The organism is Deltaproteobacteria bacterium (assembly GCA_030690165.1).
Classification (GTDB): Bacteria; Desulfobacterota; GWC2-55-46; order UBA9637; family UBA9637; genus JACRNJ01.
In genome coordinates, this window is sequence record JAUYHF010000061.1 from 15,076 (window position 1) to 37,385 (window position 22,310).

21 protein-coding genes are annotated in these 22,310 nt (G+C 43.4%); 5 read left to right on the forward strand and 16 right to left on the reverse strand.

Features of this window, described 5'->3' with window-relative positions:
- Positions 1 to 125: 125 nt before the first annotated feature.
- The 14 genes from Q8P28_10335 to lysS form a co-directional block, all read right to left on the reverse strand.
- The gene (locus Q8P28_10335; protein MDP2683174.1) at positions 126 to 683 is read right to left on the reverse strand and encodes a lysophospholipid acyltransferase family protein; all 558 of its coding nucleotides are present in this window, start codon (positions 681 to 683) and stop codon (positions 126 to 128) included.
- Between the two features lie 11 nt (positions 684 to 694).
- Positions 695 to 2,500, reverse strand: a complete 1,806-nt coding sequence (locus tag Q8P28_10340) for an ABC transporter ATP-binding protein (GenBank protein MDP2683175.1) — start codon at positions 2,498 to 2,500, stop codon at positions 695 to 697.
- Complete coding sequence (gene lpxB / locus Q8P28_10345) at positions 2,497 to 3,714, reverse strand: lipid-A-disaccharide synthase (GenBank protein ID MDP2683176.1); 1,218 nt, start codon at positions 3,712 to 3,714, stop codon at positions 2,497 to 2,499. Before lpxB ends, Q8P28_10340 begins: the two co-directional genes overlap by 4 nt.
- A 41-nt stretch (positions 3,715 to 3,755) precedes the next feature.
- On the reverse strand, positions 3,756 to 4,709 hold the full coding sequence (locus Q8P28_10350) for a Gfo/Idh/MocA family oxidoreductase (protein ID MDP2683177.1): 954 nt from the start codon (positions 4,707 to 4,709) through the stop codon (positions 3,756 to 3,758).
- Positions 4,696 to 5,532 (reverse strand): acyl-ACP--UDP-N-acetylglucosamine O-acyltransferase, encoded by an 837-nt coding sequence (gene lpxA / locus Q8P28_10355; protein MDP2683178.1) that lies wholly within the window; start codon positions 5,530 to 5,532, stop codon positions 4,696 to 4,698. The genes Q8P28_10350 and lpxA overlap by 14 nt, the downstream gene beginning before the upstream one ends.
- A 125-nt stretch (positions 5,533 to 5,657) precedes the next feature.
- The gene (gene fabZ / locus Q8P28_10360; protein MDP2683179.1) at positions 5,658 to 6,086 is read right to left on the reverse strand and encodes a 3-hydroxyacyl-ACP dehydratase FabZ; all 429 of its coding nucleotides are present in this window, start codon (positions 6,084 to 6,086) and stop codon (positions 5,658 to 5,660) included.
- Positions 6,087 to 6,186: 100 nt separating this feature from the next.
- Positions 6,187 to 7,068 carry a formylglycine-generating enzyme family protein gene (locus Q8P28_10365; protein ID MDP2683180.1) on the reverse strand — a complete coding sequence of 294 codons (882 nt, stop codon included), beginning with the start codon at positions 7,066 to 7,068 and terminating at the stop codon, positions 6,187 to 6,189.
- Positions 7,069 to 7,110: 42 nt separating this feature from the next.
- Positions 7,111 to 8,160: a UDP-3-O-(3-hydroxymyristoyl)glucosamine N-acyltransferase gene (gene lpxD / locus Q8P28_10370; protein ID MDP2683181.1), complete on the reverse strand. Its 1,050-nt coding sequence runs from the start codon at positions 8,158 to 8,160 to the stop codon at positions 7,111 to 7,113.
- 11 nt (positions 8,161 to 8,171) lie between these two features.
- On the reverse strand, positions 8,172 to 8,717 hold the full coding sequence (locus Q8P28_10375; protein MDP2683182.1) for an OmpH family outer membrane protein: 546 nt from the start codon (positions 8,715 to 8,717) through the stop codon (positions 8,172 to 8,174).
- 98 nt (positions 8,718 to 8,815) lie between these two features.
- Entirely contained in the window at positions 8,816 to 11,632 is a 2,817-nt protein-coding gene (gene bamA / locus Q8P28_10380) for an outer membrane protein assembly factor BamA (GenBank protein ID MDP2683183.1), read from the reverse strand.
- Positions 11,622 to 12,332 (reverse strand): ABC transporter ATP-binding protein, encoded by a 711-nt coding sequence (locus Q8P28_10385; GenBank protein MDP2683184.1) that lies wholly within the window; start codon positions 12,330 to 12,332, stop codon positions 11,622 to 11,624. The genes bamA and Q8P28_10385 overlap by 11 nt, the downstream gene beginning before the upstream one ends.
- 2 nt (positions 12,333 to 12,334) lie before the next feature.
- Positions 12,335 to 13,618 carry a cyclic nucleotide-binding domain-containing protein gene (locus Q8P28_10390; protein MDP2683185.1) on the reverse strand — a complete coding sequence of 428 codons (1,284 nt, stop codon included), beginning with the start codon at positions 13,616 to 13,618 and terminating at the stop codon, positions 12,335 to 12,337.
- 12 nt (positions 13,619 to 13,630) lie between these two features.
- Complete coding sequence (locus Q8P28_10395; GenBank protein MDP2683186.1) at positions 13,631 to 14,905, reverse strand: lipoprotein-releasing ABC transporter permease subunit; 1,275 nt, start codon at positions 14,903 to 14,905, stop codon at positions 13,631 to 13,633.
- Complete coding sequence (gene lysS, locus Q8P28_10400) at positions 14,905 to 16,395, reverse strand: lysine--tRNA ligase (GenBank protein MDP2683187.1); 1,491 nt, start codon at positions 16,393 to 16,395, stop codon at positions 14,905 to 14,907. The genes Q8P28_10395 and lysS overlap by 1 nt, the downstream gene beginning before the upstream one ends.
- A 169-nt stretch (positions 16,396 to 16,564) precedes the next feature.
- Here lysS and Q8P28_10405 point away from each other — a divergent pair, with 169 nt between their 5' ends.
- From Q8P28_10405 to Q8P28_10425, 5 genes are all read left to right on the forward strand, one after another.
- The gene (locus tag Q8P28_10405) at positions 16,565 to 18,052 is read left to right on the forward strand and encodes an aldehyde dehydrogenase family protein (protein ID MDP2683188.1); all 1,488 of its coding nucleotides are present in this window, start codon (positions 16,565 to 16,567) and stop codon (positions 18,050 to 18,052) included.
- Positions 18,053 to 18,072: 20 nt separating this feature from the next.
- Positions 18,073 to 18,576 carry a ferritin family protein gene (locus Q8P28_10410; protein MDP2683189.1) on the forward strand — a complete coding sequence of 168 codons (504 nt, stop codon included), beginning with the start codon at positions 18,073 to 18,075 and terminating at the stop codon, positions 18,574 to 18,576.
- 32 nt (positions 18,577 to 18,608) lie between these two features.
- Entirely contained in the window at positions 18,609 to 18,857 is a 249-nt protein-coding gene (locus tag Q8P28_10415; GenBank protein MDP2683190.1) for a hypothetical protein, read from the forward strand.
- A 34-nt stretch (positions 18,858 to 18,891) separates the two neighbouring features.
- A complete protein-coding gene (locus tag Q8P28_10420) occupies positions 18,892 to 20,217 on the forward strand; it encodes an aspartate aminotransferase family protein (protein MDP2683191.1) in 1,326 nt (441 codons plus the stop codon).
- A gap of 67 nt (positions 20,218 to 20,284) precedes the next feature.
- Positions 20,285 to 20,608, forward strand: coding sequence for a hypothetical protein (locus tag Q8P28_10425; GenBank protein MDP2683192.1), 324 nt, complete (start codon positions 20,285 to 20,287; stop codon positions 20,606 to 20,608).
- Between the two features lie 78 nt (positions 20,609 to 20,686).
- Here Q8P28_10425 and Q8P28_10430 read toward each other — a convergent pair whose 3' ends face one another.
- Together Q8P28_10430 and Q8P28_10435 are read right to left on the reverse strand one after the other, a co-directional pair.
- Positions 20,687 to 21,436, reverse strand: a complete 750-nt coding sequence (locus tag Q8P28_10430) for a PmeII family type II restriction endonuclease (GenBank protein MDP2683193.1) — start codon at positions 21,434 to 21,436, stop codon at positions 20,687 to 20,689.
- Positions 21,396 to 22,274, reverse strand: coding sequence for a site-specific DNA-methyltransferase (locus tag Q8P28_10435; GenBank protein ID MDP2683194.1), 879 nt, complete (start codon positions 22,272 to 22,274; stop codon positions 21,396 to 21,398). The genes Q8P28_10430 and Q8P28_10435 overlap by 41 nt, the downstream gene beginning before the upstream one ends.
- Positions 22,275 to 22,310: the final 36 nt, after the last annotated feature.

The following is a 22,310-nucleotide window of genomic DNA, read 5'->3' on the forward strand; positions in this document are numbered from 1 at the left end:
AATTTTGCATTTTGCAATTTACAATTTACAATTGAAATAACTGTCCGCCCTTTCTGTAATATTCAGCAGGCTTTCCTGCAAGGCCAATCTCTTTTGCTCCAATTCTTCTTCGGTTGATTCGTGGTTTACAATGATGGGGTCGCCGCAGATAAACACGCCTTTTGAAAATGGGCAAGGCATGATAAAGCCGTCCCAACTCTTAAATGTTTTTTTTTTGAGGCGCTGAAGGTCATAGGTATTATTGGCAGGCCTGTTGTCTTTGCCAGATGGATTATCCCCATCTGCGCATTAAATCCCGGTCCTTTTGGGCCGTCGGGCGTTATAGCTATATCTTTACCTTTTTTCCATTCTTTTAAAAGCCCTTTTACCCCGCCAAACCAGCCCCTTGTGGAAGAACCCCTGACAGAATCTATGCCAAACCTCATTACAGTCCTTGCTATCAATTCGCCATCTCTGTGCTGACTCACCATTACGGCCACCCCATTGCCTTTGTACATAATGGGCATCATTAAAAGCCTTCCGTGCCAGAAAGCAAGAATGATATTCCTGCCCCTTTGCCAGTCACCCCATACCCGCTCAAAATTGACATACGAAATCCTCATTGTCTTAGCCAAAAACCTTATAAGCAAAGAGGCTAAAAACGGCGCCGCACTTATTGTAATTTTATTCAATATATTCTTCATAATAAAAACCATCAGCCATCAGCCTTCAACCTTACCACCTTTTCATCTCCGCCGTGAAACTGCATACGATAAATCCGGCAATATTCTCCGCCGAGTTTTAAAAGCTCTTCATGTCTCCCCATCTCTTTTATCCCGCCGTCAGCAAGAACAATAATTCTGTCCGCATTTCTCACAGTGGAAAGTCTGTGCGCGACAACAAAGGTGGTTCTTCCATGCACAAGATTATTTAATCCCTTCTGAACTTCCATTTCAGATTCTGTATCAAGAGATGATGTTGCCTCATCAAGTATAAGTATAGGGGCATTTTTGAGTATCGCCCTTGCAATTGATAATCTTTGTCTCTCACCCCCTGACAATCTAACGCCGCCTTCGCCTATTATAGTATCATATCCCTGAGGCAGCTTTCTGATAAAGCTGTCTGCATTGGCAGCCTTTGCCGCATTCACTATGTCATCATAATCACCTCTTTCAATATCGCCATAGGCAATATTTTTCTTTACAGTGTCATTAAACAGGATGACATGCTGGGAAACTATGGCAATCTGCGCCCTGAGGGAATCCCGGGCAATATCCCTGATATCCGCGCCGTCAAAGAGAATAGCCCCTTCAGTGACATCATAAAATCTTGGAAGCAGGTTTACAAATGTCGTCTTGCCGACGCCGCTTGTCCCGACTATTGCTATAACCTCTCCGTTTTTGACCTTGAGATTTACATCTTTAAGAACCCATTTGTCGCCGTATCTGAACGAGGCATTTCTAAGCTCAAGTCCCTCTGATATGCCATCAATCCTTTTTGCATTTTCTTTATCCTTTGTCTCCTGAGGAATATCTAAAAGTTCAAACACCCTCGATGCAGCGGCAAGGCCGCTCTGGATATTCATATTAACGCCGTTAAGCGCTTTGATTGGCTGGTACAACATTAGAACTGCCGCAAAAAAAGATATAAAATCTTCCGGTCTCAATGTGCCATCCTGAATCCTGTATGCCGCATACCATATTGTAACAGCGAAACCAATTGCCCCGAACATCTCCATCATTGGCGGTGTAACAGCCCTTACCTTTATGGACTTCATCCTGAGTTTTGAAAATCGCTCGTTCTCCCTGCCGAACCTGAGCTCTTCATATTTCTCCATGCAAAAAGCCTTTACAATCTTTATGCCGGCTATAGCCTCATGGAGGAGTGCTGTCATAGCGCCCATGCTTGCCTGACCCTGCGTGGAAACCTTGCGCATTTTTTTAGAGAACCTGATCATAGGATATATAGCAAGCGGAAAGGCAATAAAGGCAGCGGCCGCAAGTTTCCAGTCCCTGCTTATAACCAGAGCAGCCAATACTATAATCGTAAGGCTTTCCCGAAGCAGTGTTGCCGCTGAATCTGCCGCTGTATTCTGCAGCATGCCCACATCGTTTGTAACCCTTGACATCAATGCGCCTGTTGAGTTTTTGGTAAAATAAGAAAGAGGAAGGTTCAGGATATGTTTATAAAGGAGAGCTCTTATATCAGTAACTATGCCCTGCCCGACATATCCCATAAAATAAGACTGGCCGAAGAATGAAATGCCTTTAATAACGGCAACGATAATAATAACAATAGGCACGACCACAAGCATCTCGGACCTGCTGAATGTAAAGATGTCCATAGGTATGAGCCTTATGGTGTCATCGGCGCTGTTTGTGAACAGAAATTTCATAACAGGCCCTATCAGATAGGCAAATGCGCCATTGGAAAGAGCAAGCGCCAGCATAAAGAATATTGCCAGGGTCAGATGCCCCCAGTAATGAAAAAGAAATTTTAATAGACGAAGATAGAGCTTCATAGCTTCTGGCTCCTGACTTCCCTGCCTACTGCCTGCAGGGGCAAGCCTGACTCCTGACTTTTTAAAAAAGAATATATCTCTTCTGCCGCCTTCTTTGACGCATCGCCGCTTCCGAGTTTTTTCCCCATCTCTTTAAGTTCAGAAATAACACTATTTCTTGTATCCCTGTTGCCTAAAAATTTTAAAATATCTTTTGCTATCAGTTCCGGTCTGGCATTTTCCTGAATAAGCTCAGGCACTATCCATTTTCCAGCCACAATATTCGGAAGGCCGATATAATCAACCCTTACAAACATCCTGCCAATAATGGAAGTTAAAATGGAAACCTTATAGATAATAACCATCGGAACTTCCATCAAAGCAGTCTCAAGGGTTGCTGTGCCAGATGCAACAATTGCGGCATCAGATGCCCTTAACACCTCATAAAGACGGCCGCGGACAATAGCAATCTCAAACCTGTCTCTGCAGGTAGTAAGCAGGGATTGCGAGTTCTTTATAATCTCCTCAATAAAAGTTTGTTCTATCGTATCTGCCAGAGGCAGTATAAATTGAATATCCTTTATTTCCCTTTTTATAATAGCGGCGGCCTCAAGCATTACAGGAAGAAGCCTTTCAACCTCATGCCTCCTACTTCCGGGAAGAAGCGCAACAACACGACCATGCCCCATGCTGAGGCTTGATAATGCATCTTCCTTAGACAAGCGGCACGACACTATCCCTGCCAACGGATGGCCTACATATTCCACATCCATGCCTGCCTTCTTATAAATATCCTCTTCAAATGGAAAGACAACAAGCATCTTATCTACAAGCCTTGCTATCTTTTTAACCCGTCTCCTTCTCCATGCCCACACCTGAGGGCCTATGTAATATATTACAGGGATCCCTCTCTTATCAGCCTCTTTTGCAACATGCAGATTAAAATCAGGAAAATCTATAAGGACAACAATGTCAGGTCTGTTTTCATCAAGGGCCTTTTTGAGTTTATTAAATGCGGCATAGAGTCTGCCAAGTTTCAGTATAACCTCTGAAATCCCAACTACCGCCAGATTCTTTGAGTCTTCAATTGCGCTGAACCCCACCCCCTTCATCTTCTCCCCGCCCACACCGTAAAACCTCAGCGCTGGATCTATCTCCTTTAAAGCCTTTATAAGATTTGAACCATGCAAGTCTCCTGATGCCTCACCCGCAACTATGAGGATGCTGCCACTCATAGGATTTGGGATTTGGGATTTGAGATTCGGGATTTTGGATTTCAAATCCGCAATCCGCAATCCGCAATTTTATTTTGTATCATCTGTGCAACCTCAAGAGCCCTTCTTCCATCCTCCCCTGATACTAACGGAGGTTTTCTTGCAGCCACACAATGCAAAAACGCCTTTATCTCTTCCAACAATGTGTCATTTTTCTCTATCTTTATATCTTCTTCTATAATCCGGGGCATTTCCCCTTTTTCCCCCGAAAACTTTCTGAATACCGCCATGCTCTGATGCGCATAATCAATTGATATACAGGCATCATGCTGGAATAGCCTTATCTTCCTCTCCCTCTCCTTTGACACCCTGCTTGCCGTAACATTTGCAACACATCCATTTTTGAACCTTATCCTTGCATTTGCCATATCAACCTTATCAGTTATAACAGGCACACCGACAGCATCCACTGCCTCAATATCTGATTTAACAAAATTCAGGATGATATCTATATCATGTATCATCATATCAAGGATTACATCAACATCAGTGGACCTGTTTGAAAACGGTGAAAGCCTGTGACAGTCTATAAACAGAGGATTGTTAACTATACCTTCAGCGGCTGTCACCGCCGCATTAAATCTCTCAAGATGCCCGACCTGCAGAAGAGCCTTTCTCTTTCCGGCCTCTTTTATAAGTTCATCCGCCTCTTCAACAGTATTTGTTATGGGTTTTTCTAAAAGGCAATCTATGCCTTGCGAAAGAAAGTCCTTTGCAATCCTGTAATGAAGGACTGTAGGAACAACAATACTTACTGCATCCACCTTATCTTTCGAAAGAATATCATGGTAAGAATAAAATGCGTTTGTCTTTAAATTTGACGCAACCTCCTCTACCCTTTTTTTATCTGCGTCAACAACCCCCACAAGTTCCACATCAGGAAGGCCTGCATATTTTTCTGCGTGAAATTTACCAAGGTGTCCAACACCTATTACGGCAACCCTAATCCGTTTCATCTCCCTCTGCCCTTCTCCCTGTTTCTCTTGTGATACCGCGCTTAGAGCCTTTAATGAATTCTACGAGCTTTGCCGCGTGTATTGAATGTTTCATTTCTTCCTCTAATTTGCCGACAGCATCCGTTAGTGTAAGGCCGCTTCTAAAAAGGATATTGTATGCCTTTTTCAGGGCGTCAATTTCTTCCCTTGAAAAACCGTGTCTTCTGAGCCCCACCTTGTTAAGACCGTACAGCTTCGCCCTGTTTCCAACAGCCATAACATACGGAGGCACATCGTGCGTAATTGCCGAAGCGCCGCCTATGATTGCGTAGGCGCCCACATTGGCAAATTGATGAATGGCAACAAGCCCCCCGATTATAGCATGGTCTTCTATCCTCACATGGCCTGCCAGAGTAGCCGCATTTGCCATAATAACATTGTTTCCTATCTTGCAGTCATGGGCAATATGAACATAGGCCATCAGAAAATTTTTATCGCCTATAACTGTCTGACCTCCGCCCTTAACAGTCCCTCTGTGAATTGTGACAAATTCCCTTATCACATTATTATTGCCGATTATTACCTCAGTCTTTTCATCTTTATATGTAAGGTCCTGAGGCGGCGCGCCTATAGAGGCGAATTGATGTATACTGCATCCAGTTCCTATCCTTGTCCAGCCATCTGCCACAACATGGGAACCTATAACCGTCCCTCTTCCTATCTTCACATCCCTGCCTATAACTGAATAAGGCCCTATCTCAACGCCCTCATCAATCTCCGCGCCGTTATGGATTATAGCAGTAGGATGGATTAAATCTTTATCATTTTTAGCCTTTACAATCATTCTCTACTCCATTTTTAGATTTATCGCGGGTTCAAGTTTGTAACTTGAACCCAAATAATTCGTATGAGGCAAATACGAACTTTATGGAGCAGGTTACAAACCTGCTCCCGCAAAGCGTCAACTAATTACTTATCCACTATCGTTGCCATAAGCTCAGCCTCAGCAACAAGGTTGTCGTCAACATACGCCTCGCCTTTAAATGCCCATATGGCGCCGCGTTGTTTTGTAATCTCCAGCACAAGCTCAAGTTTATCACCCGGCAGCACAGGCTTGCGGAATTTTGCCTTGTCTATGCCCATAAAATACACGGCCTTATTTGCCACATTAGCGGACTTGAACGCGAGTATGCCGCCCACCTGCGCCATTGCCTCTATTATCAAAACACCAGGCATAATCGGATGACCCGGGAAATGTCCCTGAAAAAACGGCTCGTTGATTGTGACATTCTTTATGCCCTTTGCGCGCTTCCCTGCCTCAAACTCTACAACCTTATCCACTAAAAGAAACGGATACCGGTGGGGAAGGGTATTTAGAATCTCCTTGATGTCAATCATAAAACCTCCTTATTTTTCCCCTTCATGCCGGTTCAAATTTGTAATCTGAACCAAATAATGTATGGTTCAAGCTGTAAACTTGAACCAACGAAGAAAATAACTACTTGAGGGGAAATGCCAAACGAAATCCGTTGTCGCTGATCCGATCCGCAGGCTCAAGCCTGGACCGCTTAGCTGTCCTCAGATTCAGTGGGATGTTAAACCACGAACCGCCGCGCAGAACCCGGTAGGCGCTGCCATTCGCCCCCTTGGGGTTGTCTTTCGGGCTATTTTTATAATAGTTCTCGTCATACCAGTCCTGCACCCATTCCCAGACATTGCCGCTCATATCGTATATGCCAAGTCCATTTGGCTGTTTTTGTCCCACCGGGTGTATTTTTCCGCCTGCATTTGAACTATACCATGCAATGCTGTCTATATCATTCCCACCGGCGTATTTCTCATTTTTGCCGCCGCTTCTTGCCGCATATTCCCATTGCGCCTCTGTGGGAAGCCTGTAATTTTTGCCTGTCTTTTGGTTGAGTTTATTTATAAATTCCTCAATATCATTCCAGCTTATGTTTGCAACAGGACAGTCGTCGCAGTCTCTAAAATATAATGGGTCATCTCCCATAACATCCTGCCACTGTTTCTGTGTTGCTTCATATTTCCCTATGTAAAAATCATTCACACATACCTCATGGACAGGTTTTTCATTGCTATCTCCATCAGCGAATGTACTCCCCATCTGAGCCCTATGGGTATCTGAAAAAAAGAGAGCGCCATCTCCATCGCCGAATGTGTCTCCCATCTGAAAACAACCCCCTTTGACAAAGACGAACTCCATGCCGGTTACCGGCTCTTTGAATGTCTTCTCCTTGGGGATCAACTGCTTATCGTCAAGCCGTGGCTTTTTTTCTTCTCCCGAAACAAAAAAGGATAAGCTAAAAAAAACAAACGCAAAAATGGCAATTACACTGATGTTAAATGTTCGTTTAGGCATCTAAAACCTCCATCTCGGAATTCAGAAAGCAGGTGCAAACCCCTAACCCTGCTCCCTCTCCTCTTCTTCCAACTCCTCTACCCTCTTCTCCAATTCAAGTATCTTCTTCCTCATTTCAGGGAGCTTTGCAAATATGTTCTGCGCTTTCAGCCATTCCCTGTGGGGTATGGCGGGTGTGCCTGAGAAAACGCCTTTCTCCGTAATATCCTGCGCAACACCTGATTGTGAACCGATGATCACATCATCTGTTATCTCTATATGGCCTACAACGCCGACCTGACCGGCCAGGGTCACCCTGTTGCCAAGCTTTGTGCTTCCTGCAATACCCGCCTGCGCGACAATGGCAGAGTCTTCTCCGATTGTAACATTATGGGCTATCTGCACTAAATTATCTATCTTCGTTCCTCTGGCAACGACCGTTTCTCCTAATGTTGCCCTGTCAATTGTCACACATGCGCCAATCTCCACATCATCCTCAATCCTTACAATGCCCACCTGCGGTATCTTATGATATTTAGAGCCGTCCTTTGCAAAACCAAAACCATCGCTTCCCACAACAGAGTTGCAGTGAATTATAACCCGTTTGCCTATGCGGCATCCTTCTCTTATGGACACATTTGAATGCAATACTGTGTCATCGCCTATACTTGCGCCCATGCCAATATAAACCCCGGGATACAGCACCGCCCTATCGCCTATATTAGCATCGTCATCTATATATACATGCGGATATATTGAGACAGACAAACCTATTTCAGCGGTATGATGAATATGCGCATTAGGATGAATGCCGTGATAAGGCAAAGGCAGCGGATTGAAAAAAGCCAACGTTTTTGCAAAGGCCAGATACGGGTTTTTAACATAAAGGATATTTTTCCCTTTGGGGACAGATTTTAAATCTGTCCCCAAAGCAACAATAATTGCAGAGGCCTTTGTGCCTGAAATGCCGGCAATATATTTAGGGCTGGCAATAAATGTTATATCACCTTCTGCTGCCCTGTCTATACTTGCCACACCGCTTATAATAGTATTTTCATCTCCGGCAATATCGCCTCCAACAAGTCCGGCCAGCTCTCTGAGGGTCTTTTTTATCTCAGTATTTGTCACTTTTTTCCCTTGTTTTCCTTTTTAGCCTTCTTATATTCAACATCGTAGGCTTTTATGAGATCATTGGTCAGGTCTGCTTCAGGCGGGCCATATATCAAGCCCTGCAGCTCAAATAAAAAGGTATAGCCCTTCTCCTTTGCTAACGGTTTGGCAATCTCTATCAGGTCTTTTACGATTACGGTCTTTTTTTCCTGTTCCCTTCTTTTAAGGTCGTCATTTGATTGTAAATAAAATCTCTGAAACTCCTGCATCCTGGACTGTAATTCCTTTTGTTTCTGTTCCTGCATATCCGCGCTCCATACAGTCTTCTTTTTTTCTATTTCCTCATTGAGTTTTTTAAGATCTTCCTGTTTTACATCTATCTGCTCCTGCCTCTTCTTGGTCTCTGCCTCAAGTTCCAGAACTGCCTCTTTCCCCGCCAAACACTCGTTCAATGCCTTCTGAAGATTAACATAACCAAGTTTCAATTCTGCTGCCACTGCCGCGCCTGAAAATATGACGGCAACTATAATTACCATAATGCCAATCTGTAGTTTTTTCATGTTATCTCTCCTTTTTTATAGAGCCAAAGATTCAAAGAGTCAGAGTGTCAGAGTAAAAACTTTATCGCTATGACTCTTTGACTCTTTGACACTGTTTTTTAAAACACCGTCCCTATTGTAAATTCCCACTGGGTGGCCTTTTCCCCTTCTCTCCTGTTCAGGTTACGGCCCCATTCAAGCCTTAACGGCCCAACCGGAGAGAACCATCTTACTCCCAGACCAGCAGATACCCTCAAATCACCAAGGTCTATGTTGCCGTTATAGGCATTTCCTGCGTCAAAGAAGATGAGACCCTTCACTCTTTGTTCTGCCACCAAAGGGAAGAGATATTCCAAATTTGCAAAAACCTCTTTATTGCCGCCTATAATATCATTTGTTGCAGGATCCAGCGGGCCTACGCTCCTTGTTCTGAAGCCCCTTATGGTATTTATTCCGCCAAGATAGAATCTTTCATATACAGGAATCTCTTTGCCGCCAAATCCCTGAATATATCCTATTACACCATGCGTGACGAATGTGGTATCCCAAAACAGCGGAAAATATTTTGCGCCTTCGGCAATATATTTTACAAAATTATTATCACCTCCGAGGGGGCCGCCTGCAAATTCAAGAGAAAGAGATGTTACAGAACCTTCATTCGGGAAAAATGCGTCATCCCTGGTATCCCTTTTAATGGCGCCGCTCAGGCTGCTTGTAGTACTCTTACCTTCTTGATCCTTTATCAACTGCGCAGCAGAAGACGACACATCTTTTACTGTCACCTCTTCTAATTTATAGGTCAGATATCCCCTGACATCCCTTTCATAAACCGGAAAACCAAGCCTTGCATCAAAACCATAACTGCCTCTTGTAAAATCAGGATACTCCCTGCTGACATTAAATAAATCAACCCCTGCTGAAATGGGTTTGTCAAAAAGCCACGGCTCGGTAAAGCCAAGCTGGTATCTCGAGCTTTTAGAGCTTATAGTCCCTGAAAGGTCAAGTTTAAGCCCGGTGCCAAAAAAGTTGCTCTGCGATATGGATGCAGTGCCTATAATATTATCAACCGAGCTATAACCAATGCCTGCTGAAATGGAGCCGGTTGGCCTCTCTTTTACATCCACATTCAGAACCATTTTGTTTTCAGCGCTTCCCGGCTGCGGCGCAATATTCACCCTCTCAAAATATCCCAATCTGTTCAGGTTGTTTCTGCTCCTCTTCATATCAGTGGCTGAAAAGAGCATTCCCTCTGAAAGCTCAACCTCTCTCCTTATAACCTTATCCCTGGTATTAACATTGCCGGAAATGTTTATCCTTTCTACATATACCAACTCTCCTTTCTGAATATCAAATGTAATATCAGCCCTTTTTTCCTTTTCATCTGTATTGGTCACAGGATTGATAATAACATTCGCATAACCCGCGTCGCCGTAAATATCACTCAACCTGGAAATATCCCCGGTTAATATATTTCTGCTGAATACCTCACCGGTGGTTGTCTTAACCTTTTCCATCAATAGAGCCCTGGTGGTAAGTATATCCCCTTTTATATCTATTTTCCCAACCTTATATTGTTCTCCTTCAGAAAGGGCTATGGTAATAAAAAACCATTTTTTATCACTGCTTAAAGACACAAGATGGTCTGTTATGCCGGCATGGATGTAGCCGTTATCATAATAATGCGCCATTATCTTACTTAGGTCGTTCTGAAAAACAGCCTCGTCAAATATCCCTGATTTCGTCAGAAAAGAAAAAAATCCGACCTCCTTTGTGTCCATGACATCCTTTATCTCACCCTCATCATATGCCTTGCTGCCTATAATAGTAATCCTCTTTACCTTTACCTTATCTCCTTCCTCTATATTAAACTTAACCTCTGCGGCTGCGTCATCCTTCCTCTCTACTACAGATTCAACATTTGCAAGAAAAAACCCTTCAGTCGCGTAAAGGGCCTTAATCTTTTCTGCATTTTCATTGAGGAGCGTCCTGTTAAGGATAGTGTTCTCCTTTACTGTTATAGCGCCTTTTATCTTCTCGTCTTTAATCTCTTTATTTCCGCTTATCACAACCTTTTTTATTACCGGCCTTTCCTTTACAATAAAGGTCAGTTCCATACCTCTGCCTGTATCTCTGATATCTGCCATTACATCTTCAAAAAAGCCCATGTCATAGACGGCCTTTATATCGTCCCTTAAATCATCACGAGAAAACACCTCTCCTGTCTTGCTTTTTATCTTTGTATTTACAGCCGCTTCATCAACCCGTTTATTGCCGGTAATTATCACATTGCTGATTATCCCGTACTTTACAGCGCCTTTAGCCTCCGTATATCCGGGGACAGATTTCAAATCTGTCCCCTTTGCCGTAATCATTTTTTCCACAAGTTTCCCGGCAAAAGACTTTAGAGATTCAAGTATTGCCTTTTCATTTTCTTCCTTCACGTATAAGGAGGTAATTAGCCTATTCTCTATTATATCCAATAGCCTTATATCAAGACTTATAGCTTTATCAATCTTTGTTATACTGCCAAGGATTGCATAAGCCGCGCCTTCATCTTTTCCAATCTTTGAGGCGCTCGCCTCGTCAAACGAATATATCTTTTCCTCAAGCACAAGTATTTTGAGCCTTTCTATGCCGGCAATTTTGAATTTACCGTCTTCCTCAATGCCAGACGCCAATGCATTAAGAACCTCTCTTCTGAAACCGGAAAGGTCTCCTTTGCCGTATACTGTAAACGGCATGATGATTACCCTATCAGTAACCTTTGGAGGTAAAATATTAGTCTCCTGTGCTGCAGCCATTGTAGATGCAGTAAGCAGTAAAAATACCGTCACCAGACACCAGACACCAGACACCAGACTTGTGACTTGTGACTTGTAACTTGCAACTTGTAACTCCTGACCCCTGACCCTTGACCCCTTTTTTTTAGACCGCACTAAGCCCCACCTCTGACTGTGCGGTATTTTCGTATATCTTCCCGTCCAGCATCCTGATATTTCTCTTCATCTTGCCGACTAATCTCTCATTATGCGTTACAATAACCATGGTTATGCCCTTTTCATTATTTAATTTTAAAAGCAGATTAAAAACCTCGTCTCCTGTATGCGTATCCAGATTCCCTGTCGGCTCATCTGCGAGAAGCACATCCGGCGATTGAATAAGCGCCCTTGCTATCGCAACCCTCTGCTGCTCACCGCCGGATAACTCGCCGGGCTTGTGACCCCACCTCTCCTTCAAACCAACATCAGAAAGAAGGCCCTCTGCCATCTTCCTGGCTGAATTCCTGTCGCCGCCCCCGATGAGAACAGGCATCATTACATTTTCAAGGGCGGTAAATTCCGGAAGAAGGTGATGAAACTGAAAAACAAAACCTATATTTTTATTTCTAAAAATGGCAAGCCTCTTGTCTGTCTGGCCAAAAATTTTTTCGCCTTTATAAAATACATCACCATTTGTTGGCCTGTCTAATGCGCCCATTATATGCAAAAGCGTGCTCTTCCCGACCCCTGATGCCCCAACCACAGCAGTCATCTCGCCCTTTGAAACAGAGAGGTCAATGCCTTTAAGAACCTCTACTGTCTTTGTCTTATTGCCGTAAGATTTATACAGTCCAACTACCTTTATTAGTTCCATAATCACTATATCAGCGCCGCAGACTGAAGCCCTTTTGCCTTTATAACATCCGCAACCCTTGCCTTTATAACATCTTCCAGCGCCTTCCTTATATCAGGATATTTTGCCAGGATATCTTTTATCATAGGCCGGGAAAACAGAACAAGCTCTACATTTGTAAGAGCCGTACAATTGGCAACCCGCGGTTTTGATGTAGCCAAAGCTATCTCGCCGAAGAAGTCCCCTTCCTCAAGCACTGCCATCACTATCTTTCCCTTCTGAGGATCGTCAACCCATACCTTGACCTTCCCTTCTTTTATCAGATACATTGTATCCCCTATCTCTCCCTGATTAACTACATTTGCGTCCTGTTCAAATTTTTCAGAGGAGAGCCTTGCAAGTATCGCCTTTCTGTCAGCAGCGGTTAAAGGTTCAAATATAGGAGAAATGGCCATGAGCCTGTCGACAACCCTCTCCTTATAGAAATTGAAAAGCACCTGCGCAACCCTCTTATGCCTTGCAATAATATCATCTATGTCGCTTTTAACAATCTCAAGGATGCTCGCCGGCGTTGTTGCCCTTACTGACGCCTCTCTTCTTGCATTTGAAAAGAAACCAAACTCGCCAAAAAAATCACCCTCCTTCAACGTGGCCAGCACAACGTTATTGCCTTTCTTATCCCTGGCAATTATATCCAATTCCCCGCTTACAACTATATAGATAGAATCTCCTCTGTCGCCCTCCTGAAAGACAAACACCCCTGGAGAGATTATTTGATGTTTGACCTTGCCGATTACCGCAAGCAGTTCGTCTCTTGTCAGGTCTGAAAAAAGCGGGGTTCTGGGAAACTTGACAGGCTGTTCTTCTGCAGCCTTCGCAGGACTCTCTGCAGAAGACGGCTGGCTGGCAGCAGGCCTGTCCCCTGATGCAACATCGGGGGGCTTTGATGTCTCGGCCTTTTTTTCTCCCTCACCTACAATCCCTTTCGTTGTATACAACTCTGCTATCTTTTTCTGCACACCCGTCTGAGACGGGTCTATATCCATTATAATCTTGCATACACCTATCGCCTTGGTAACAAACCCCTGTGTGATAAATACATTTATGGCCAGTTTATAGGCATCTACTGCCTCGCTGTTTTTACCCAACTTTCTGTAAATATCCCCAAGCCGCAGGGCAATCTTAGGATCTTTGCCGGAATATGACCTTATGGTCTCGTATGTCTCAACGGCTTCCTTTAATTTGCCTTTGGAAAAATAACCTTCTGCCTTATCTTTAACAGCAGACACTGATCTCTCGTCTACAGCCATAACTTCCTCCCTTCATTCATACCGCAGCGCCTCAACCGGGTCCAGTCTGGAGGCCCGCCATGAGGGATAGATTGTTGCCAAAAAGCTTATAACAATTGCCGCCGATGCTATTATCAGCACAACATAAGGGTCCACCTTTGAAGGAAGTTTATCTATATAATACACATCAGGACGGAGAACCTTAAAACCAAAAAGCCTTTCCACAATCCCAACAATCTTTTCCAGATTAAGGGCTGCGGCAACCCCTATCGCCACGCCGCCCGCAGTGCCGCTAATCCCTATTATCAGCCCTTCTACCATAAATATCCGCATTATCCCGTTTGCAGTAGCGCCCATGGATTTAAGTATCGCTATATCCTTCCCCTTTTCCATAACCACCATGATAAGGGTAGATATAATATTAAGTGCGGCGACTATGACAATCAATATAAGTATTATAAACATCGCCACTTTTTCCAGCTTTAGCGCTGAAAACAGATTCTTGTTCATGTCCATCCATGTCCTTACGTAATAAAACCCTCCAATGGCCCTCTGTATATCTTTGCCTATCTTCTCTGCCTGATAGATATCTTTTATCTTAACCTCCACCCCTGTAACCATATCCCCCATCCTGAAGAATCTATTGGCGCTCTCAAGAGAAACGAATGCCATAGATGAATCATACTCATACATGCCAAATTCAAAGATTCCGGATACCTTAAACCTTGCAATCCTTGGAACAGGGCCAGCCGCTGTCATTGCGCCGGACGGAGATATTACATTCACCTCGTCACCAACTGCAATACCCATGTTTCTGGAGAGTTCCCTGCCTACGACTATCCCTGGCAGGGGCGAGCCATGGGAATATTTATCCTGCAAAGAATTCCTGAGCCCCTCCATGCCCCCCTGTCTTATCTTTCCGGGCAGGGCTATTACCTCGCCGACACTGTCAACATCCAGCCCCCTCACTACAGCGCCAACAACCCCGTTTTCTGTTGAAAGCATTGCCTGATTATATATAAACGGTGTTGCGCCGACAACACCTTCAACCTTTTTTGCCTTTTCCACCACCTCTTTATAGTCCTTCATGCCCCTGCCCAGTTCCATCACCACCAGATGCGCATTCACCCCAAGTATCTTGTCCCTCAAATCCTCTTCAAATCCTGTCATCACAGACAGAACAACAATAAGGGCAGTTACCCCAACCATAACGCCCAATATCGATATAAACGTTACGATTGAGACAAACGTCTGTTTGCGTTTTGCCTTGAGATATCTAAGGCCTATAAAAAGTTCGTAACCTGCCATTATTCCATCTGCCTCTCAGGCCTTAACTGTGGAAATAATATCACATCTCTTATGGACGCAGAATTTGTAAAGAGCATTACAAGCCTGTCAATGCCAATGCCCTCGCCTGCTGTAGGGGGCATGCCGTATTCAAGCGCCTTCACAAAATCCTCATCCATCAGATGCGCCTCTGTGTCGCCTGCATCCTTTTCCTTAGCCTGCTGGATAAACCTTTCCCTCTGGTCTATCGGGTCATTAAGCTCTGAAAAGGCATTGGCAATCTCCCTGCCGCAGACCAAAAGTTCAAACCTGTCAACAATTGCAGGGTCTTTGTCATTCTTTCTGGAAAGCGGCGAGACATCCAGAGGGTAATGCGTGACAAATGTCGGCTGGATGAATTTAGGCTCAGCAACCTCTTCAAATATCTCTAAGAGAATCTTACCGTGGCTGAATGCCTCCGGCATATCAAGGCGAAGCTTTTTTGCAAATTCAAAGGCCTTTTTTTTGTCAGTAAATATCCCTTCATCCGCATTGCTGTATTTAAGTATCGCATCCTTTACAGTAATCCTCTGCCACGGCGGAGTTAAGTCAATGGTCTGACCCTGATATTCTATCTTGAACGTCCCAAGGAGCTCCTTTGCAATGGAACTGAGCATCTCCTCTGTCAGGTTCATCAAATCTTCGAAGGTTGCGTATGCCTGATAAAACTCAAGCATTGTAAATTCAGGGTTGTGCTGCGTTGATATGCCCTCGTTTCTGAAATTCCTGTTTATCTCATAAACCCTTTCAAATCCGCCTATGACAAGCCTCTTAAGATAAAGCTCAGGGGCAATCCTCAAAAATAAATCTATATCAAGGGCATTGTGATGGGTCTTAAAAGGCCGGGCAGCTGCGCCGCCGGGGATTGACTGCATCATAGGCGTTTCTACCTCTATAAAATCCCTTTTACCAAGAAAATCTCTTATGAGCTGGATTATCTTTGTCCTTTTTACAAATACATCCTTAACCTCCGGGTTTGTTATCAGGTCGAGATAGCGCTGACGGTAGCGGATCTCCACATCCGTAAGGCCGTGCCACTTTTCAGGCAAAGGCAAAAGCGATTTTGCCAAAAGTCTTATATATTTTGCCTCTATGGTGAGTTCATTAGTTTTGGTGCGAAAGACACTTCCTTCAACGGCCACAATATCTCCAATATCAAAATTTCTAAAGATTTTATAGGCATCCTCGCCAATCAAATCCTTTCTAATATATACCTGAATTCTGCCCGTCCTGTCCTGAATATGCAGAAAAGAGGCTTTGCCAAAATCCCTGAATGCCATTATCCTGCCTGCAAGTCTAACTGTCTCATTCCTGGCTTCAAGGGCTTCTTTGTCCAAACTACCGCAGCGGTCTATTATCTCTTTTGTGGTATCTTTTACCGCAAAATCATTAGGGTACGGGTTTATCCCCATCCGCTTAAGCTCTTCTAATTTATTTTTCCTCTGCTCTGTCTCTCCAATCCTTTCTGCCATTTAAATAATCCTTTTCCTATAAAATTTTAAAATGTTACATTATCTTAATTTGGTATTGGTAGTCAAGGGAAAGAACTGTAAAATGCCTTGTCAGCGCAAATTTCATCTGCTATACTCTAACACAAAAATATCAGGCTGAAACCTGAGGGATAAAGAAAGGGAGGACTATATGGCTGAAAAGGTTAAGAACTTTATTGACGGCAAATGGACAGATGGAGCGGATGGAAAAATCTTTAAGAGCATCAATCCTGCTGATATTGGAGACATTGTAGGCATTGTCCCGCGTTCAGGGCAAAAGGATGTGAATATGGCTGTTTCGGCAGCGCGCAAGGCCTACGATAAATGGCGTCTTACCCCGGCGCCCAAAAGGGGCGAAATAATCCTGCGGGCTGCAGAAATGCTTGTCAAAAGAAAACAGGAATTTGGCGAAATTGTTACGCGCGAGATGGGCAAGGTATTGCCGGAGGGTCTTGGCGATGTGCAGGAGGCAATAGACATGGCCTACTATATGGGCAGCGAAGGGAGAAGGCTTTCCGGCGAGACCGTGCCGTCTGAATTGCCTGATAAAGACTGTAAATCAATCCGTGTTCCAATAGGTGTTTTCGCCCTGATTACACCATGGAACTTCCCTACAGCCATACCTGCGTGGAAGATATTTTCAGCCCTTGTCACTGGCAATACAGTCGTATTCAAGCCGTCAAGCTACACACCTGTCTGCGCCGCAAAATTAGTAGAGGTTATTGCTGAGGCAGGTATCCCTGACGGCGTATTAAATCTTGTTCACGGAACCGGCGAAGAAATAGGAGAATGTGTTGCAACACATCCTGAAATAGATGGTGTTTCATTCACAGGATCAACGGCTGTCGGAGAAAGGTTAGCAAGGGTGTGCAGCTCCATGGACAAGAAAATATCATGCGAGATGGGCGGTAAAAACGCCATAATAGTCATGGGAGACGCAAAATTAGAGCTTGCTGTTGAGGGCGCAATCTGGGGAGGTTTTGGCACAACAGGCCAGAGGTGCACAGCGGCAAGCCGCATTATAGTACATGAGGCTGTTTACAATAAGTTTCTCAATATGCTGATAAAGGCTGCTTCAAAACTAAGGCTTGGCAGCGGCCTTCTGAAGACAACTGATATTGGACCAGTAATAAACCAGCCCCAGATGGAAAAGGTTCTGGATTATATTAAGATCGGACAAAAAGAAGGCGCAAGGCTTGTTGCCGGAGGAAAGCCATATAAAAAAGGCCTATGCGCCAAAGGCTATTTTATAGAGCCGACCATATTTGCCAATGTCCATCCAAAGATGCGCATCGCGCAGGAAGAGATATTTGGACCGGTTGTATGTATAATTAAGGCAAAGGGATTGGCAGACGCCGTAAATATTGTAAATAATGTAAAATACGGCCTTTCATCTGCCATATACACACAGGATGTAAACAACTCTGCCATAGCGGAAAGGGATTTGGATACAGGAATTGTTTATATAAACGCATCCACTATCGGCGCTGAGATTCAACTCCCGTTCGGCGGCACAAAAAAGAGCGGACTCGGACACAGGGAGGCAGGCGGAAGGGGCGGCGCTCTTGACATGTTCACTAAATGGAAGGTAATCTACAGGGACTACAGCGGTAGGCTGCAAAAGGCGCAGATAGACTAATAAACGAGGGAGGAGCGAGTATGGATATTATACACTTTTCGGCAAAAGAAATTCTTGAAATGGCACTCAGAATAGAGGAAAATGGGGTAGATTTTTATACTCAGGCTGGCAATGCCTCAAAGTCTAAAAAGCTTAAAGAACTCTTTATATTTCTTGCAGAAGAAGAGAAGAAACACATTATATTCTTTGGAGAGATGGACAGATCTGTTAAGGATGATACTCAGCCAGACACCCTTGACCCTTACCTTGACGAGGCGTCGCTCTATCTTAAGGCTTTGGCCAACTCAAGAGTATTCACTAACAAAAATGAGGGGAAACGTTTGGCCGGCAAAGTTCGTAATGAGCAAGAGGTGCTGCAAACCGCCATCAATATGGAAAAAGACTCAATCCTCTTTTATTATGAATTACACAGCGCAATCACTAACAAAGATAAAGCTATACTGGGAAGCATTATTGAAGAGGAAAAAAATCATCTTAGGAAATTGGTAGCGCTTCAGAAAAATCTCCAGCGCAAATCAAACTAAAATAATAAGAATAAATTTCAGGAGGGTTCTCCATGGTAGAATATGTAAAAACCTATTCATGCCCAACATGCGGCGGACAGGCCAGCGGAAGGGGACATCTATGCCACCCGCTTAAAGAAGGTATTCCATTTATCTGCGAGTTTTGCAGTAAAAAGGTCAATGATGCCAGACACGTCTGTGCCAAGATGATAGACAGTATTGAGTATGTATGTAAAAAATGCGGTCGTCTGGCTGCCTATAACTCTCTCCTTTGTCAACCTGAATTAATAGACAAAGATTAATATTTTTAAGATTAGGTCTGCGCCAGGAGGTTTTATGAAAGGAAATATAATTAAAAAAGCCGGCCAATTGCTCACCCCTGCCCTTGTCTTTCACACTGACATAATTGTTAAAAAGGCAAGTGGGCTTTATGTGGAATCAACCAATGGCAAGAGATATATGGATTTTTCCTCCGGCCTTGCAACAACCAATATCGGGCACTGCCCGCCAAAAGTGGTTGAGGCTGCAAAAAAACAATTAGATGAGATTATACACTCCGGCTGCATCTTCCGGTATAACTCTGAGATTGAATTTGCAGAAAAACTCAAGAATATAACACCCGGCAGCCTGAACATGTTTTTCTTTTCCAACAGCGGCGCTGAGGCAGTTGAAGGGGCTATAAAGCTTGCAAGGTTTGTAACAAAAAGACAGGGGATAATTGCATATACAGGCGCATTCCACGGCAGAACAATGGGCGCAGTCTCTTTAACCACATCCACTGCAAAATACAGAAGAAACTATCACCCCCTACTGCCATCCATTTTCAGAACGCCATATCCATATTGCTACAGATGCTCTCTTGGCCAAAATCCTGATACCTGCGGGATGGACTGTTTCGAATATCTAAAAAAGATGTTGAGGCATGAAATCAACCCTGACGAAGTAGCGGCGGTTATCATTGAACCGGTGCTTGGCGAAGGCGGATATGCCGTGCCTCCTGCTGATTATCTGAAAGAACTGAGAAAACTTTGCACACAGCATGGAATTCTGCTTATTGCAGATGAGGTTCAGACAGGCTTTGGAAGGACAGGAAAGTGGTTTGCCTGCGAACATTTTGGAATCATCCCTGATATTATGACTATTGCAAAAGGGATTGCATCCGGTTTTCCGCTCAGCGCTATTGTGTCAACAAAGAAGATTATGTCAAAGTGGCCGCCGGGCGCCCATGGAACTACATTTGGCGGAAACCCTGTATCGTGCGCCGCAGGCTCAGCCACCATAGAAACAATCATCTCCGGCAGACTTTTAGAAAACGCCGCCTTGGTTGGGAATCATGCCTTGAAAAAACTTAAAGACATGCAGAAAAAATATCCTGTAATGGGTGATGTAAGAGGCTTGGGACTGATGATAGGAATAGAGTTTATAAAACATGTCCCGTCAGGCAGTAAGACGGGAAAAGATAAAAGCCCTGATAGTGAATTTCTAAAAAAGGTCTTGAATAAATGTTATAAAAAAGGGCTCATACTCATAGAATGCGGTATTGATAAAAACATAATCCGCTTTATGCCTCCTTTAATTACAACCATAAAAGAAATGGAAACAGCACTGGAGATTTTTGAGGAGGCTGTGGCACAGAGCCTCAAGTCAATGCTGACTGGTTGAATCTGGTTGGTTGATTAACATTGTTCCGTATTGTATAAAACAACAAAACTCTTATGGAGGTTAAAATATGACAGAAAAGATTTGTTGTCCTTATTGTGAGGGTTTGTTGACGGAAAAACATTATTGTATTTCTTGTCAGAAAGATTTTAACGTTGAAGTGAAGCGCAGCAAGGAAGACTCGCTGCCTGAGTATCAACTTGCTCAACAAGACTATATTGATAATACCTGTTTTCATTTGCTTAAAGAGTTTGTGCCCGCCGCCAATTGGGATATTCGTCAAATCAGCGCTATCAGAGATGCTCTTGTTGATGTCCTTATCAAATTCCATAACAAAAAAGAATATGATCTCTATCCTTGGCTTCTGGAACCAGAAAATATAGTTTCAACATGACTATAGTGAAAAAATAAATCTGCCTCATTTTCTCCCATCCGCAGTCAGAACGCCTACGGAGCCATGCCCAAAACCTTCTCATATTTTCGGTTGTGCCATTGCTGAGTTGAAATGGACCAATTTGTCCCAGTCAATTGAACCATCGTCTTTACAGTAGTCATTCGCAAATTCTCTGGTAAATTTGTTTATCATCTGGGAATACGATTTCATAAAGTTTTCGTTCTTTTCTTTGGCCTTGTGTCCAAGCGGTTCAATTATCTCCAAGTATAAATTGGAATTGCCTGAAACAAACTCCCAAAATTGTTGACCACAGTATTTGTAATAATTTGCTTTTTTGTATGGATGTCTATCTCGTCCGTAACAGCAGCCATTGACTGCTTCTACTTGAATCTTGGAGTTGCTTGTCCTTAATGTTTTTCGTGCAGAATTAAAATTGGCTATCATGTCTCTGATTTGACGGCTGTTGCCCCAGTTTGGGCCGGATTTGATATTAACAATATATCTGATCTTATTTTTATCGAACTCAAGATCAATGCCTGGAATTCCTGACTTCCAACCACCTAAGACCTTCTTATTGATAAATATCGCAAGACCTTCTAACCAATCGCCAAAGATGGTTTCTTCGTTAGAAGAAATATGCGCGTCAACAAGCCCCTTTACAATCTGTTCCGCAGTCAACACATACTTCGCTCTAAACAGGTACGGGTTTTTTCTTTTGAGGACTTGCGAAAGTTTGAGAGTATCTATGCTTGCAATACGTTGCTGATGAAAAGCCCCAATGTTTTCTTCAACGTATCTGGTTACATCTCGCAGGTTTACTTTTTTCATATTTTACCTTTGGCTCGCATAGATAATGTGTGAGCGGTTCAATCTCACTTTTTACCATCTCATAATATTCAGGAAGTATCTCAATCCCTATTGAATTCCTTAACATCCTTTTTGCAACAAAAATAGTTGTTCCTGAACCCATGAATGGGTCTAAAACAATATCTTTTTCTTTAGTGAAAAGCTTTATAAACCATTCCGGCAATTCATCAGGAAATACTGCGCTGTGATTCTTGTTATTACATTCTGTAGCCAAATGCAAAACATTTGTAGGATAAACCATCTTCCGATTAAGCCAATTTGAAACATTTTTTCCGAAACCACTCCCATTTTTAGCATTATCTCTTATTTTGTCTATTTCACTCAGGTTTCTTAATCTGCCTTTTGCCCAATCGCCGACAGGTACCATAACTTCTTCCTGATACATATTAAATTTCGTAGTTTTATTAAATTGCAAGAGTCTTTCCCATGCGTCACGAAAACGATTCGGCCATTTGCCGGGATAACAATTTTTTTTATGCCATATAAATTCTTCTGTCCAAAGCCAGCCTTGCTTGCGCATGGCTAAAATCAATTCCATAACATAAGTGTGTCGTTCGCCGTTAGCAGCCTTTTCTTTGATATTCAAAACAAAGGTGCCCGTTGGTTTTAATACCCTTAAAAGCTGTTCAGAAATCGGCGAAAACCATTCAACGTATTTGTCGGGATGAATGCCTCCGTAGGTGTTTTTACGACTGTCCGCATAAGGCGGTGATGTAAAAATCAGGTCAATAGAATTATCGCCTAACTTTTCCAGTTCGTCTTTACAGTCGCCTAAAAGTATGTTTGTGGATATTTTCATATTTATCTTCGGTTATGACAGTGAAGGAAATAAATT